Annotated in this window: 13 protein-coding genes and 1 tRNA gene; 8 read left to right on the plus strand and 6 right to left on the minus strand. The window is 61.0% G+C overall.

The window, feature by feature from the left end; translation table 11 throughout:
* Positions 1 to 237: 237 nt before the first annotated feature.
* Positions 238 to 483 (plus strand): XRE family transcriptional regulator, encoded by a 246-nt coding sequence (locus NCHU2750_RS01695; RefSeq protein ID WP_119938872.1) that lies wholly within the window; start codon positions 238 to 240, stop codon positions 481 to 483.
* A gap of 50 nt (positions 484 to 533) precedes the next feature.
* Here the strand turns inward: NCHU2750_RS01695 and NCHU2750_RS01700 are convergent, their stop codons facing one another.
* Positions 534 to 1,421 (minus strand): LysR family transcriptional regulator, encoded by an 888-nt coding sequence (locus NCHU2750_RS01700; protein WP_119938873.1) that lies wholly within the window; start codon positions 1,419 to 1,421, stop codon positions 534 to 536.
* Between the two features lie 124 nt (positions 1,422 to 1,545).
* Between NCHU2750_RS01700 and NCHU2750_RS01705 the strand changes: the two genes are divergently transcribed.
* The 5 genes from NCHU2750_RS01705 (at position 1,546) to NCHU2750_RS01720 (ending at position 5,756) form a co-directional block, all read left to right on the plus strand.
* Complete coding sequence (locus NCHU2750_RS01705; RefSeq protein ID WP_119938874.1) at positions 1,546 to 3,042, plus strand: CoA-acylating methylmalonate-semialdehyde dehydrogenase; 1,497 nt, start codon at positions 1,546 to 1,548, stop codon at positions 3,040 to 3,042.
* Between the two features lie 143 nt (positions 3,043 to 3,185).
* Complete coding sequence (locus tag NCHU2750_RS31115) at positions 3,186 to 3,308, plus strand: hypothetical protein (RefSeq protein WP_256377698.1); 123 nt, start codon at positions 3,186 to 3,188, stop codon at positions 3,306 to 3,308.
* A 462-nt stretch (positions 3,309 to 3,770) separates the two neighbouring features.
* The gene (rirA, locus tag NCHU2750_RS01710) at positions 3,771 to 4,241 is read left to right on the plus strand and encodes an iron-responsive transcriptional regulator RirA (protein ID WP_119938875.1); all 471 of its coding nucleotides are present in this window, start codon (positions 3,771 to 3,773) and stop codon (positions 4,239 to 4,241) included.
* 173 nt (positions 4,242 to 4,414) lie between these two features.
* Complete coding sequence (locus tag NCHU2750_RS01715; protein ID WP_119938876.1) at positions 4,415 to 4,939, plus strand: gluconokinase; 525 nt, start codon at positions 4,415 to 4,417, stop codon at positions 4,937 to 4,939.
* 160 nt (positions 4,940 to 5,099) lie between these two features.
* A complete protein-coding gene (locus NCHU2750_RS01720; RefSeq protein ID WP_119938877.1) occupies positions 5,100 to 5,756 on the plus strand; it encodes a TetR/AcrR family transcriptional regulator in 657 nt (218 codons plus the stop codon).
* Between the two features lie 23 nt (positions 5,757 to 5,779).
* On the opposite strand, the gene NCHU2750_RS01725 is transcribed toward NCHU2750_RS01720, so the two are convergent.
* The 4 genes from NCHU2750_RS01725 to prmB all read right to left on the minus strand — a co-directional run bounded on the left by NCHU2750_RS01725 (position 5,780) and on the right by prmB (position 11,267).
* Positions 5,780 to 7,135: an NAD(P)/FAD-dependent oxidoreductase gene (locus tag NCHU2750_RS01725; RefSeq protein WP_119938878.1), complete on the minus strand. Its 1,356-nt coding sequence runs from the start codon at positions 7,133 to 7,135 to the stop codon at positions 5,780 to 5,782.
* A gap of 1 nt (position 7,136) precedes the next feature.
* On the minus strand, positions 7,137 to 8,531 hold the full coding sequence (locus NCHU2750_RS01730) for a glutamine synthetase family protein (RefSeq protein ID WP_119938879.1): 1,395 nt from the start codon (positions 8,529 to 8,531) through the stop codon (positions 7,137 to 7,139).
* A 479-nt stretch (positions 8,532 to 9,010) separates the two neighbouring features.
* Positions 9,011 to 10,261, minus strand: a complete 1,251-nt coding sequence (locus tag NCHU2750_RS01740; RefSeq protein ID WP_119938880.1) for an NAD(P)/FAD-dependent oxidoreductase — start codon at positions 10,259 to 10,261, stop codon at positions 9,011 to 9,013.
* Positions 10,262 to 10,352: 91 nt separating this feature from the next.
* Entirely contained in the window at positions 10,353 to 11,267 is a 915-nt protein-coding gene (gene prmB / locus NCHU2750_RS01745) for a 50S ribosomal protein L3 N(5)-glutamine methyltransferase (RefSeq protein ID WP_119938881.1), read from the minus strand.
* A 274-nt stretch (positions 11,268 to 11,541) separates the two neighbouring features.
* Between prmB and NCHU2750_RS01750 the strand changes: the two genes are divergently transcribed.
* Positions 11,542 to 12,366: a pseudouridine synthase gene (locus NCHU2750_RS01750; protein ID WP_119938882.1), complete on the plus strand. Its 825-nt coding sequence runs from the start codon at positions 11,542 to 11,544 to the stop codon at positions 12,364 to 12,366.
* Positions 12,367 to 12,595: 229 nt separating this feature from the next.
* Positions 12,596 to 13,018 (plus strand): GFA family protein, encoded by a 423-nt coding sequence (locus NCHU2750_RS01755; RefSeq protein ID WP_119938883.1) that lies wholly within the window; start codon positions 12,596 to 12,598, stop codon positions 13,016 to 13,018.
* 36 nt (positions 13,019 to 13,054) lie between these two features.
* Here NCHU2750_RS01755 and NCHU2750_RS01760 read toward each other — a convergent pair.
* Positions 13,055 to 13,128: transfer RNA gene (locus tag NCHU2750_RS01760), tRNA-Gln, on the minus strand.
* Positions 13,129 to 13,320 lie beyond the last annotated feature (192 nt).

The raw sequence follows: 13,320 nt of genomic DNA on the forward strand, positions 1-13,320 counted from the left end.
TCATCCTCCCTTGCGGAGGGAAACGCATGAAACTCCGCTTTGTTCTGCTCCCATAATGCCGTCAAGAAATACGGAGGGGCCACCGTTTTTTATCTTTCGGCTTGTGCAATGCAGCATTGCCTCTTGCACATCGGCGCCGATGGCCTATGTTCACTGCGCGACAGTGTGTCGCAGTCTGGGTCTTTAGACCCCCTTCACCCGCATTATTTGGTGGGTCGCGATAAGAAGGATGAAACCATGACAGTCTCAATCAGCACTATCAAAGCGTCTCAGTCCGGTGCCGTTATTTCCGGCCAGGTGGCCCGTGCCGTAGCCGAAGCGCGCGTTGCCGCCGGCTACAGCATCGACGATCTGGCCGTGACCACAGGCCTCGTCCACGATGAGATCCTCCGTGTCGAGGACGGCTCGAATGCCGATCCTGCAAAGGTCCGCCGCATTGCCGCGGCCTTGAAGATCCCGTCTTCGGCCTTCCTGGTCGCATGACAAAGAGCCCGGGTTGATCCCGGGCTTTTTCTTTTGCGGGCCTTTGGCCGTCATCCCGCAACGAAGATGTTGCTCTCCGCGGCGATCAGTTCGCGGATATAGTCCACGACGGTGCGCAGCCTCACGAGATCCCGCGAGGTCTCGTGATAGGTCGTCCAGTAGGACCGGCGGATCGCCACCTCGGGCATGATCCGCACCAGTTCTCGATGCTGGCGCGCCACATAGTCGTGCAGGATGCCGATACCGGCGCCGGATCTGACCGCCTCGACCTGCCCGATAGCACTCGATACCTCGAACCCGGCATCCCAGTCGCGCATCACCTCTCCGGTGAAATTCAGTGACGGCGAGAAGATCAGATCCTCCACATAGCCCACCCGCGCATGTGCCCTCAGTTCGTCGGCGCTTTTCGGTTCGCCGGCGATAGCGAGATAACTGCGCGCGGCATAAAGCCCGAGCGTGTAATCGGTCAGCTTCGAGGATACGAGCCGTCCCTGGTCGGGCCGCTCGATGGTGATGGCGATATCGGCCTCCCGCTGCGACAGCGAGAAATGCCGCGGCACCGGCACGAGCTGGATCTTCAACAGCGGGTGCCGCCGCGTCAGCCGCCCCATCCGCGAGGCAAGGAAGGAGACCCCGAAGCCGTCCGGCGCGCCGATCCGCACCGTGCCGGCAATCACGCTGTCGGGGCTTGAGGCAAGCACCTGTGCCGACAGCATCTCGGTTTCCATCCGCTCGGCTGCCGCAAGCAGGGCCTCGCCCTCCGCCGTCAGCGTGCAGCCATTGGTGCGGCGGATCAGAAGCCGCGTCTTCAGCGCATCCTCCAGCGCCGTCATCCGCCGCCCGAGTGTCGCATGGTTGATGCCGAGCCGCCGTGAGGCCGAAAGCAACTGCCCGGTGCGTGCCACTGCCAGGAACATCCTCACGTCATCCCAATCCACGGACCGCTCCACTCTGTTATGTCGAATTTTGCACAATGGTTGCGTAAACTATCGCGTTGAATTGCGCAAATTCGAGTGACATTCTGTCCGCCAGATCAATAGGTCGAACAGCAGGAGGAAAACCATGAAGGAAATCGGTCATTTCATCGGCGGCAAGCACGTCGCCGGCACCAGCGGACGTACCGCCGACGTCTTCAACCCGGCGACGGGAGAGGTCCAGGCCAAGGTCGCACTCGCCAGCGTCTCGGAGATCCGCGCCGCCGTCGAGAATGCCAAGGAAGCCCAGCCGAAATGGGCTGCTACCAACCCGCAGCGCCGCGCCCGCGTGTTCATGAAATTCGTCGACCTGTTGAACCAGAATATGGATGAACTGGCGACGCTCCTGTCGAGCGAGCATGGCAAGACGGTCGAGGATTCCAAGGGCGATATCGTCCGCGGCCTGGAAGTCTGCGAATTCGTCATCGGCATCCCGCACCTGTCCAAGGGCGAGTTCACCGAAGGCGCCGGCCCGCAGATCGACATGTATTCGATCCGCCAGCCGGTCGGCATCGGTGCCGGCATCACGCCGTTCAACTTCCCCGGCATGATCCCGATGTGGATGTTCGCGCCTGCCATCGCCTGCGGCAACGCCTTCATCCTCAAGCCGTCGGAGCGGGATCCGTCACTGCCGCTGCGTCTTGCCGAACTGATGATCGAGGCGGGTCTGCCGGCCGGCGTCCTCAATGTCATCAACGGCGACAAGGCGGCCGTCGACGCGATCCTCACCGATCCCGATATCGGCGCCGTCTCCTTCGTCGGCTCCACCCCGATCGCCCGCTATGTCTATGGAACGGCGGCGTCGAACGGCAAGCGTGCCCAGTGCTTCGGCGGCGCCAAGAACCACATGATCATCATGCCCGATGCCGATATGGATCAGGCCGTCAACGCCCTGATGGGCGCCGGCTACGGCTCGGCCGGCGAACGCTGCATGGCCGTCTCCGTTGCCGTTCCGGTCGGCGAGGAGACCGCCAACCGCCTGGTGGAAAAGCTGGTGCCCAAGATCGAAAGCCTGCGCATCGGCCCCTATACCGATGACAAGGCCGACATGGGCCCGGTCGTCACCAAGGCCGCCCAGGAGCGCATCAATGGCCTGATCGACAAGGGTGTGGAAGAAGGCGCCAAGCTCGTCGTCGATGGCCGCGGCTTCAAGCTGCAGGGTTACGAGAACGGCTATTTCGTCGGTGGCACGCTGTTCGACAACGTCACGCCCGACATGGAGATCTACAAGCAGGAAATCTTCGGTCCGGTTCTCTCCGTCGTCCGCGCAGCCAATTACGAGGATGCCCTGTCGCTGCCGATGAAGCACGAATATGGCAATGGCGTTGCGATCTTCACCCGCGATGGTGATGCCGCCCGCGATTTCGCATCCCGCATCAATATCGGCATGATCGGCATCAACGTGCCGATCCCGGTGCCGCTCGCCTATCATTCCTTCGGCGGCTGGAAGGCCTCCTCCTTCGGCGACCTCAACCAGCATGGCACGGATTCGATCAAGTTCTGGACCAAGACCAAGACGGTCACCGCGCGCTGGCCGTCCGGCATCAAGGACGGCGCCGAGTTCGTCATGCCCGTCATGAAATAGGCCAGTCATGAAATAGGCCGCAGACGACAATCCCGAGCGATGACCGCAGCCATCATCTGTGGCTGCGGTCGTCATGTGTCATCACGAACCATTGACCTTGAGCCCACGCGGTATAACTTAACCGTGAGTAGGAGTGGGAGTTCATGGTTTACGAGTGGGACGAAAAGCGGGCTCGGTACGCCAAGCTCAGCCGGTGGGGCGCCACATTGGCCGTGGCGTTGGTATTTTCCGGAATATCCGTGGCAGCCATGGCCTGGCTGGCCTGATATCGAGGCGGCGCCTCGGTGGCTCCGCCGCAACGTTGACTTCCCGACGAACGGCCTGAAAATCAAAGTGATTTTCCGGCCCGTCTGATTTTTTTGCCGCAATCGGTGCCCGTCCGGCCTGCCGCCGACGCGGCTGTCGCGCTCTCCTGCGATGCGCGCGTGGCCTTATGCGTCGAATAGCCCTAATCGAATGATCATATTGTCATGGACAGCCCCCGCCACAGGAATAAGACGGTTTCGCGTGCAGGCACTTTGCCGGCGCGGTAGTGACTAATGCGGGCTTTCCGTCTATATCCTGATCCTAATCCTCAGGATTCGGGAGGCGCGGGGGATCATCCTGCAAAAATGCCTGACGGCAGCCGGTAGGTCACGACGCGGAATTCGGCGGAGAATGTGTAATTTGGAATTGTTCAAAACTAGCTGACGCTATATACAGGGATAAACACCCCTCGGGAGAATGAAATGCGTTTGACGAAGCAGACAAATTACGCCGTGCGAATGCTGATGTATTGTGCGGCCAATGAAGGGCATCTCAGCAGAATTCCCGAAATCGCCAGGGCCTATGGCGTATCCGAACTGTTCCTCTTCAAGATCCTCCAGCCGCTCAACAAGGCAGGTCTCGTGGAAACCGTTCGTGGCCGCAATGGCGGCGTGAAGCTTGGCCGTGCGGCCGACAAGATCACCCTGTTCGATGTCGTTCGTGTCACCGAAGATAGTTTCGCCATGGCGGAGTGCTTCGAAGACGGCGTCGTCGAATGTCCGCTGGTCGATAGCTGCGGCCTCAACTCGGCGCTGCGCAAGGCCCTGAACGCCTTCTTCGACGTTCTGGCCGACTACACGATCGACGACCTCGTCAAGGCACGCCCGCAGATCAGCTTCCTGCTTGGTATCGATATTGCAGACACGCCGAAGGCTGTTGCCCCGGCCGCCTGATCTGCCTTTTCGAAAGAGCCAGATCGATTTTGAGAAAGCGCCGGCAGAGCCCGGCGTTTTTCGTTTCCGCGCTCCTCTCGATCCCGCCAGTGCCAGCCGCTCCAGGGGGCTACACATCTCCCGCCGAAATGCTATGTCTTCGCCGCATCGCATGTCAGGGCAGGGAGAACACTATGTCGAAAGCGATCATCGTGATGGGTGTAAGCGGTGCCGGGAAGTCATCGGTCGCCGAGCTTCTGGCAACGCGCATCGGCTCGAAATTCGTCGAGGGAGACCGACTTCATCCCGAAGCGAATGTGAAGAAGATGGCGGAAGGTACGCCGCTGACCGACGAGGATCGCTGGCCGTGGCTGGACATCATCGGCCGGAAACTCAAGTCCTCGCGCGAAGCCGGTGAGGATATCGTCCTGACATGCTCGTCGTTGAAGAAGATCTATCGCGACAGGCTTCGCTCTGCCGGCGGCGAGCCGCTCTATTTCGTCTTTCTGAAGGGCACTCCCGAATTGCTGGCCGAGCGCATGGGGGCGCGCAAGGGCCATTTCATGCCGACCGCCTTGCTTCAAAGTCAGTTGGCCACTCTGGAGAGTCCGGAAGGCGAGCCCGGTGTCGTTACCGTGAATATTGACGCGGAGGTCAGCGATATTGTTGCTGATTCTATCGCAAAACTTGAAACGCTATGGGCGAGCAACCGTGAATAGCTGATTTCGATTGGATTTATATCAATATTAAACGTTTTTTCGTGTTTTTTGCTTGCGCAGGTGATCCGAAGCAACCCTTTCTACGTATAACGCTCAATTAGCGTTGCCGGTTAGGCCGGCGGTGCTTCGTCTAATGAGCGTTAGTGGGAAAAGGGATCGTATGCAGGAGTCGAGCCAGGGGGCGGGACGCGCCGCGCTTCGCCGGGTGCCGAAACAGGAAAGAAGTCGCGAGCGTATCGGCGAGATCCTGAAAGTTGCAAAGGAACTGATCGGGCAAAAGGGCATCGATGCGGTTACGATGAAGGAGATCGCGGCATTGTCCGGCGGTCCCATCGCGTCCGTCTATCAATACTTTCCCAACAAGTCGGCCATCATCGCAATGCTCTACGAGCTTTACGTCGAAGAGGTTCGTGGCCTGATCGGTGAACAGCTCTCCCGCATCGAAACCGCCGACGACGCCCTGCGCGCCACCGACGGCCTGTTCGACATGTATTACGAGCGCATGCGTCAGGAACCTTCGACCCAGGACCTGTTGAATGCCATCCAGGCCGACAAGGCGCTTGCCGATCTCGATATCGCCGAAACCCGCGATCAGGCTGAGGGATTTTTCCAGATCACGCAGCATTTCGTTGCAGAACCGCTGCGCGAAAACTACGCCCAGACTTTGTTCGTCATGTTCCATATGGCCGGCGCTACGCTGCGCCTCGCCCTGATGGTGCCGGCGGAAGCAGCCCAGATCTCGGCGCAGTTCAAGTCGATCGTACGCACCCACGCGACTTATTATCTCAAGGGCCATTTCCCTGAGGCGGTCGTCTGAGGCCATGGACCAATTGTCTGGCCTCAGACCCCAAGCCTGTCCCTGAGGCCGTAATACCATGCGCCAAGCGCGGTGAGCGGCACGCGGAACATCCGTCCGCCGGGGAAGGGCAGGTTGGGCAGCGATGCCCAGATATCGAAGCGCTCGGCATGGCCGGCTACGGCCTCGCCGAGGATCTTTCCGAGAAGATGCGTCGTCGTCACCCCATGGCCGCTGTCGCCATGGGAGAAATAGACCGTGTCGGAAAGCTTGCCCATATGCGGGATGCGGGTCAGCGTCAGGGCGAAATTGCCGCTCCAGGCATAGTCGATCCGGGTACTCTTCAATTGCGGAAATGTCTTCAGCATGTTCGGCCGGATCACGCCGGTCAGGTTCTTCGGGTCCGTGCCGCCATAGCCGATACCGCCGCCATAGAGCAGCCGGTTGTCTGCGGTGCGGCGATAGTAGTCGAGAATGTAATTGGCATCCTCGACGCAATAGTTTGCGGGCAACAGGCTCTCGATCAGCGACGCATCGAGCGGTTCCGTCACCATCACCTGGCTCGATACCGGCATCATCCGGCTGTGAATTTCCGGCGCAAGCGGCGCGAGATAGGCATTGCCGCAGATCAGCACATAGGATGCCGTCACCGATCCCGTCCCCGTGCTGACAACGGGCTTGCTCTTCGCCGTATCGACCGCAATCGCCCGCGATCCCTCGAAGATCCTGGCGCCAAGGCTTTCGGCAGCCGATGCCTCACCGAGCACGAGATTGAGCGGATGGATATGCCCGCCGAGCTTGTCGATCATCCCGCCCGCATAACGGTCGGTCTTCACGTATTTTGACACGTCCGCCTTCGACACCATTTCCAGCCCGGCATGCCCATGGCGTTCCCAGTCGGCCTTGTGATGCTCCATCTCGCGGATCTGCTTGTCGGTAAAGGCGGCGAAGAAGCCGCCATGTTCGAGGTCGCAGTCGATCGCATATTTCTTGACCCGCTCGCGGATGATATTGCCCCCCTCGAGCGACATCCGGCCCAGCGCGATTGCCTTGTCTTTTCCGTAGCGTCCGGCAATCGTTTCCAGATCGCGGCTATAGCCATTGACGATTTGCCCGCCATTGCGGCCCGAGGCGCCGAAGCCGATCCGCGTTGCTTCGAGCACGATGACCGAATAGCCGCGCTCGGACAGTTCAAGTGCTGCCGAAATGCCGGTAAATCCCGCCCCGATGATACAGACATCGGCGGTCAGATCACCGGCGAGCGCTGGGCGCACGGTCTTGTCGTTGGCGCTCGCTGCATACCAGGATCCGGCATGACCGGGATTGGCCCCGGACCCGGCATAGCCGGTAGTGGCCAAGAACCCGGCATGGCCGGTATTGGCGTTGTCTTGAAACGTCATCTCACACCGTCCTTATGTAAGCGTCGTACTCCACGTCGGTAACGCGCAGCGAAAACTCGGCGAGTTCCTGCGCCTTGCAGGCACTATAGAGCGAGCGGTATTTCGGGCCGAGTGTGGCATAGGCGAATGTGGATCTGGCAAACTGCCGCAGCGCATAGTCCCAATTGGTCGGCAAAGGATCGTGGTTGATCGCATGGTCGTCGCCGGTGATCGCCCCGCCCGGATGACGCTTCTCCTTGATGCCGGAAAGCGCTGCATTGAGGATCATCGCCAGCGCCAGATAGGGATTGACGTCGGCGCCGGCGACACGATGCTCGATGCGGGTCGCGGGCTTCGACGCGGTGATGACGCGCACCGCCGCCGAGCGGTTGTCGAACCCCCATGAGGCATAGGTCGGCGCATGTTCGGATGGCCGAAGCCGCCGGTAGGAATTGGCATGCGGCGCAAACACCGCCATGCTCTCGCCCATATATTCCAGAAGCCCGCCGACCGAATGGAAAAGCGCCTCCGAGGGCCCGTCCTCGCCGGCATAGATATTGCGGCCTGTGGCATCGATCAGCGAGAAATGCGCATGCATGCCGCTGCCTGCCTGCATGCCATAGGGCTTTGCCATGAAGGTGGCATCGAGATCGTTGGCCCGCGCCACGCCCTTGACGATCCGCTTCAATAGCACCGCATAGTCGGCGGCTTTCAGCGCATCCGGCACATGGTTGAGATTGATCTCGTATTGGCCGGGACCGTTTTCGCGCACCACCATGTCGGCCGGTATGCCCTGCGCCCGCGCTGCACTCGCAATGCCGTGGAACACGTCCTCGAAATCCTGCAGTTCGGAAATCGAAAGCACCTGCGTCTGGCCCGTATGCCAGCGCCCCTCGCGGGAATTCGGCGGCCTGACCGGATCGATCGCCGAACGCACGGGATCGATCAGGTAGAATTCCAGCTCGGTCGCCACGACCGGCGTCAGCCCGATCCTTGAAAAACCGTTGACGACATTGGCCAGCACCTGCCGCGGATCGCCGTAAAAGCCGGTACCGTCGGGATCGCGCATGGCAAGCAGAACCTGCGCCGTTGGCCGGTTCAGCCAGGTAACGCGCGACAGCGTGCCGGGAACGGGAAAGCACAGGCCATCCGGATCGCCGGTTCCCTGCGCCAGTCCCGCGGAATTGACGTCACGGCCCCAGACGTCGAGCGCATAGACGGAACGCGGCATCGCCATGCCCTTGGACAGCACGTCGAGCGCCCGTTCGCGCGGCACCCACTTGCCGCGCGGCACGCCATTGACGTCGATCACGAAGGCTTCGAGAACCTCGATATCCGGATTGGCACCGAAGAAGGCTTGCGCATCGAAGAGCGCCTGATTGTCGAGAGAGGAATTCGGATTGGCAATATCATCCATGAAACACCAGAAATTCGCTTCGCCGCTGGACGCCTGCGCGCCCGCCCGTACTGTCGAAACAGCGTGCTAACGGTCGAGGAATCTGGCGTCGTAGATGAGATATCGTGCCATGATCGCAATCCCCGGTCGGTTCCGGGCATCGTCCCTTCTGGTTGTGGAACAAGCCTAACCCGGCTTTGAGGCAAAAGCCAGCTTTAGGGTCAAAACTCAATCAGGATAGGGGTTCTGCAAGCTGTATTTTGTTCCTGAGTAGGAGGAAAGGTGCAGGAAATGCTCATCATTTTCAAACCTTTCCGACGCCCGCAGGGACAAAATGCAGCTTGTCCGAAGGATTGGTTCTGATGGGCCGCCTGATCGCAAACAATGCTCGACAAGACCCAAAGGTCTTGCCTTGCGCTTGTTTGCTTCCATTCAATCCCATCAGAACCAACAGAACCCCTATCCTGATTGAGTTTTGACCATAAGGCCGCGATCACCACTTAGGCGTTGAACCGCTCCGGCCGATAGGCCGAAATGTCGATCAGCGTCCTGGCGCCTGTCATCGCCTCGGCGATCAGCTGGCCGGTCACCGCGCCGAGCGTCAGGCCGTGATGGGCGTGGCCGAAGGCGAACCACAATCCCTCGTGCCGCGGCGCCTTGCCGATGGCGGGCATCATGTCCGGCGTGCAGGGCCGCGCACCCATCCACGGTTCTGCGTCCAGCCTCTCGCCAAGCGGGAATATGGTTTTCGCCACGGCCTCGGCACGGGCAAGCTGGACTGGCGTCTTCGGCGCATCGCGCCTGGCGAACTCCGCTCCCGTCGTCAGCCTGATCCCCTGGTTCATCGGCGCAAGCAGGTAGCCGCGCTCGGCATCGAGGATCCAGCCGTTCAGCACCGCATTGCCCTTCGGCGCGTAATGCATGTGATAACCGCGCTTCACCCCGACGAGAAAGTCATAGCCGAGTGGCTTGGTGACGACTTCCGACCACGGCCCGAGCGCCACCACCACATCCTTGGCCTCGACATCGCCGTCGGCGGTTTTCACCCGCCAGCCCGTCGCGGTCTTCGAAAGGCTGCGCGCATCGCCCTTCAGCACCTGCCCGCCAAGTTTTTCGAACAGCCGCACATAGGCCTGCGTCAGCGCCAGCGGGTCCTTGACCGACCACGGATCCTCCCAGCGCAATGCGCCTGTAAAATCCTTTGAAAGATGCGGCTCGCGGGCGGCCAGTTCGTCTGCCGACAGTGCCTCGAAGGCCACGCCATGCTCCCGCTTCAGCCTTTCTGCCTCGCGCAGTTCATGGTCACGCTTGGCATTGGTGCGAAACACCTCGCTCCAGCCATGCTTGGAAATCAGCGCCTGCGCGCCGGCCTCCTCGATCAGTTCGGCATGGGTGGAAACCGAATGCTCGATCAGGGGCGCATAGGCCCGCGCGATGGACTGGTGGCGGGCATGATTGGAATGCCACCAGTATTTCGCCAGGAAGGATGATACGGAGGGAATGGCCCGCCAGTGGAAATGCGCGTCGATGCGGTTGTTCAGCGTATAGCGCAGGATCTGGCCGAACTGCTGCGGAAAGCCATAGGGCACGATGCCTTCGCGCTGGATCAGCCCGGCATTGCCATAGGATGTCTCGCGCCCCGGTTCGCCCCGGTCGACCAGTGCCACCGCCTTGCCGCGCCGGGCAAGCTGCAGCGCCGTCGACACGCCGATAATGCCGGCCCCCAAAACGATGACATCCGCAGCCGCCATGAAATTCCCTTGCCCCGCATGAACCCCGTGAAGCGGAACATGACGTTCCGCCAGGAGCGGCGCAAATGAAAAATACTTATATGGCGATCGCTCAGCCCTGCAGCGCCTCGGCCGAAATCCAGAACACCGCATCCTGCGATTCCGCCGTCTCCAGCCAGAGGAATTCCAGATGCGGATATTCTTCCTCAAGGATCTCGCGGCCCGAGCCGATCTCGCAGATCATCCCGCCCTCCGGGTTGAGATAGGCGCCGGCCTCGGCGAGGATCCGGCGCACCAGATCGAGCCCGTCCTCGCCCCCGTCATGCGCCATCGCTGGCTCCGCCCGGTGTTCTGCCGGAAAACCATCCATCGAGGCATGGTCGACATAGGGCGGGTTGGTGATGATCAGGTCGTAGGTCTTGCCCTTGAGCGGGCCGAACAGGTCACCGGCAAACAGCGAAACCTGCTCTTCCACGTCGTGCTCGGCGACGTTGATCTTCGCCACTTCCAGCGCATCGGCCGAAAGGTCGACGGCATCGATTGTGGCATTGGGGAAGAATTTTGCAGCCAGAACCGCAAGGCAACCGGAACCGGTGCAGATATCGACGGCGCTTTCCACCGCAAAGGGATCCGGCAGGTAGGCCGAACCCTGTCCGCTCAGATATTCAGAAAACAGGATCTCGCCGATATGCGAACGCGGCACGATCACCCGCTCGTCGACATGGAACCTGACACCCTGGATATAGGAATGGCCGGTAATGTAGGAGGAAGGCTTGCGCGTCGTCACCCGCGTCTCGATCCGCTCCGCCAGCAACTGGCGTTCGGAGGGCAGGAGCCGTGCATCGAGAAACGGGTCGAGCGCGTCGATCGGCAGGTTGAGGCTGTCGAGCAAAAGGAAGGCCGCATCGTCGCCGGCCGTCGTCGTGCCATGGCCATAGCCCAGCTCGGCGGCATTGAAACGCGAAATCGCATAACGCCAGTAGTCGCGCAGCGTCACGAGGTCTGTCGTAATATTATCCTGGCTCACGGGCGTCTCTCTTCGGTGGCGATGATTTTGAAGATGACCAGACCATATAGGACTGGACTGCGGCGGGCATAGAATGGCAAGGGCGGATGGGTCAACAGGCAGAGCATACCAAAGTCCCGTCCCAACCCTCCCCACAAGGGGGAGGGCTTAACCCGGCCGCCCGGTCGAGACTGAAATTGAGGCAACGCGTTGCCTTTGGTCTTCTCCCCCCTTGTGGGGGAGATGCCTGGCAGGGCAGAGGGGGACTTTCGCTGTCGCAAGTAGAGTTCGTGAGATGAAGCAGAACAGCAGGCGCGCAAAACCCGCCCAGAATCGCAAGCCGGCGCCCGCCTCAAGCCGCAAACCTGCGCCGTCCTCCTCGGCGAAACGGGTCACGCTTCCCCGTGCGCTCTCCAAGCTCGGCTTCTGTTCGCGCACGCAAGGCGAGGAACTCATCCGCGCCGGCCATGTCTCGGTCGATGGCCGCACCGTCACCGACATAGAGGCCTGGATCGATCTCGATGCCGCAAGCATTGCCGTCGATGGCAAGGTCGTCACGGCCGAGGCGCCGGTCTATCTGATGCTCAACAAGCCGCGCGGCCTCGTCACCACACGTCACGACCCCCAGGGTCGCCCGACCGTCTTCGACTGCCTCAAGGGGCACGATCACGCCCACCTGTCGCCTGTCGGCCGGCTCGACAAGGCGAGCGAAGGTCTGCTGCTCTTCACCAACGACACGCAGTTTGCCAACGCCCTGCTCGATCCCGAGACCCACGTGCCGAAAACCTACCACGTGCAGATCGACACGCTTGTGGATGACGGGGTGCTGAAAGCCATGACCGGCGGCATCATGCAGGAGGGCGAATTGCTGAAGGCCCGCCGCGCGGCAAGGCTGCGTGAAGGTGACAGGAACGCCTGGCTGGAAATCGAGCTCGACGAAGGCAAGAACCGCCATATCCGCCGCATGCTGGAAGCGCTCGGCATCGAGACGCTCCGCCTGGTGCGCGTCGCGATCGGCAGTCTCGTCCTCGGCGATCTGGAAAAAGGCGCCGTGCGCCCGCTTACTGAGCAGGAATTGCAGGCCCTGCGCCGCCAATCCGTACCGAAGGCGTCCCGCTGATCCCTGCCATCGATCCCGGTCATTGATCCCGGTTAGGGGCCTTCGCCACTGGTCTTTTACACGGATAACCGTCGCTGCTTCCCTGCCGGCAACCTGTGTCGTGCATGTCGATCGATATCGATGACCATCGCATCGATCACGGCCTCCCCTTCAGGCCGCGCCACACTAACTATCTCCCGGTAACCATCTCTGCGGCAGCGGAGGAGATGCGGACGGGAGGGGTAAACCCATGCAAGGCGTGACCATAGAAAACGCAACGGCGGAAAGCGTCACTGGAGGATGCCTTTGCGGCAGGGTCCGTTTCATCGCATCGGGCAGGCCCTATCGCGTCGGCATCTGCCACTGTTTCGATTGCCGCAAGCATCAAGGCGCGCTCTTCCATGCCTCGGCGATCTTTCCGGCTGAGGCGGTGACCGTCGAGGGCGAGACCCGTGCCTATGCCGGCCGCCACTTCTGTCCCGCCTGCGGCTCGTCCGTCTTCGGCCGCTCGGGTGACGAGGTCGAGGTCAATCTCGGATCGCTCGACGAGGCCGACCGTTTCGAACCCACCTACGAACTCTGGACCATCCGCCGCGAAACCTGGCTGCCGCCATTTCCGCTGAGGCATCACTACGAGCGCGACCGTGAGACGATGGGCAGATCAGAGGATTAGGTCGATCTGACTGAAGGTTATATGTGAAGGGAGAATTGGCTGGGGAACCTGGATTCGAACCAAGATTAACGGAGTCAGAGTCCGGCGTTCTACCGTTGAACTATTCCCCAGCAGGATCAGCCGTTGTCCGGCTCATCTGGTGTGCGGCGCTTATAACCAAACGATCGCGGATTGCAAATACCTTTTTCGCAAAAAAATGCAGTGATCCGAAATCGCCATTCGCGGGGGCAGTCGGGGCCGTTGTCGGGGCCGCTTGTGGCCCGGTTTTGCCCTCGGCCGCGCGCCCGGCCCAAAAAGGCATT

Origin of the sequence: Neorhizobium sp. NCHU2750 (assembly GCF_003597675.1) — a bacterium.
Lineage (GTDB): Bacteria > Pseudomonadota > Alphaproteobacteria > Rhizobiales > Rhizobiaceae > Neorhizobium.

Coding starts and splice junctions, on each gene's coding strand:
- NCHU2750_RS01740 (WP_119938880.1), bottom strand. CDS start 10,261: ATGGCGGCTGCGGATGTCATCGTTTTGGGGGCCGGCATTATCGGCGTG.
- NCHU2750_RS01755 (WP_119938883.1), top strand. CDS start 12,596: ATGCAAGGCGTGACCATAGAAAACGCAACGGCGGAAAGCGTCACTGGA.
- NCHU2750_RS01730 (WP_119938879.1), bottom strand. CDS start 8,531: ATGGATGATATTGCCAATCCGAATTCCTCTCTCGACAATCAGGCGCTC.
- NCHU2750_RS01725 (WP_119938878.1), bottom strand. CDS start 7,135: ATGACGTTTCAAGACAACGCCAATACCGGCCATGCCGGGTTCTTGGCC.
- NCHU2750_RS01715 (WP_119938876.1), top strand. CDS start 4,415: ATGTCGAAAGCGATCATCGTGATGGGTGTAAGCGGTGCCGGGAAGTCA.
- NCHU2750_RS01695 (WP_119938872.1), top strand. CDS start 238: ATGACAGTCTCAATCAGCACTATCAAAGCGTCTCAGTCCGGTGCCGTT.
- NCHU2750_RS01720 (WP_119938877.1), top strand. CDS start 5,100: ATGCAGGAGTCGAGCCAGGGGGCGGGACGCGCCGCGCTTCGCCGGGTG.
- rirA (WP_119938875.1), top strand. CDS start 3,771: ATGCGTTTGACGAAGCAGACAAATTACGCCGTGCGAATGCTGATGTAT.
- NCHU2750_RS31115 (WP_256377698.1), top strand. CDS start 3,186: ATGGTTTACGAGTGGGACGAAAAGCGGGCTCGGTACGCCAAGCTCAGC.
- NCHU2750_RS01750 (WP_119938882.1), top strand. CDS start 11,542: ATGAAGCAGAACAGCAGGCGCGCAAAACCCGCCCAGAATCGCAAGCCG.
- NCHU2750_RS01705 (WP_119938874.1), top strand. CDS start 1,546: ATGAAGGAAATCGGTCATTTCATCGGCGGCAAGCACGTCGCCGGCACC.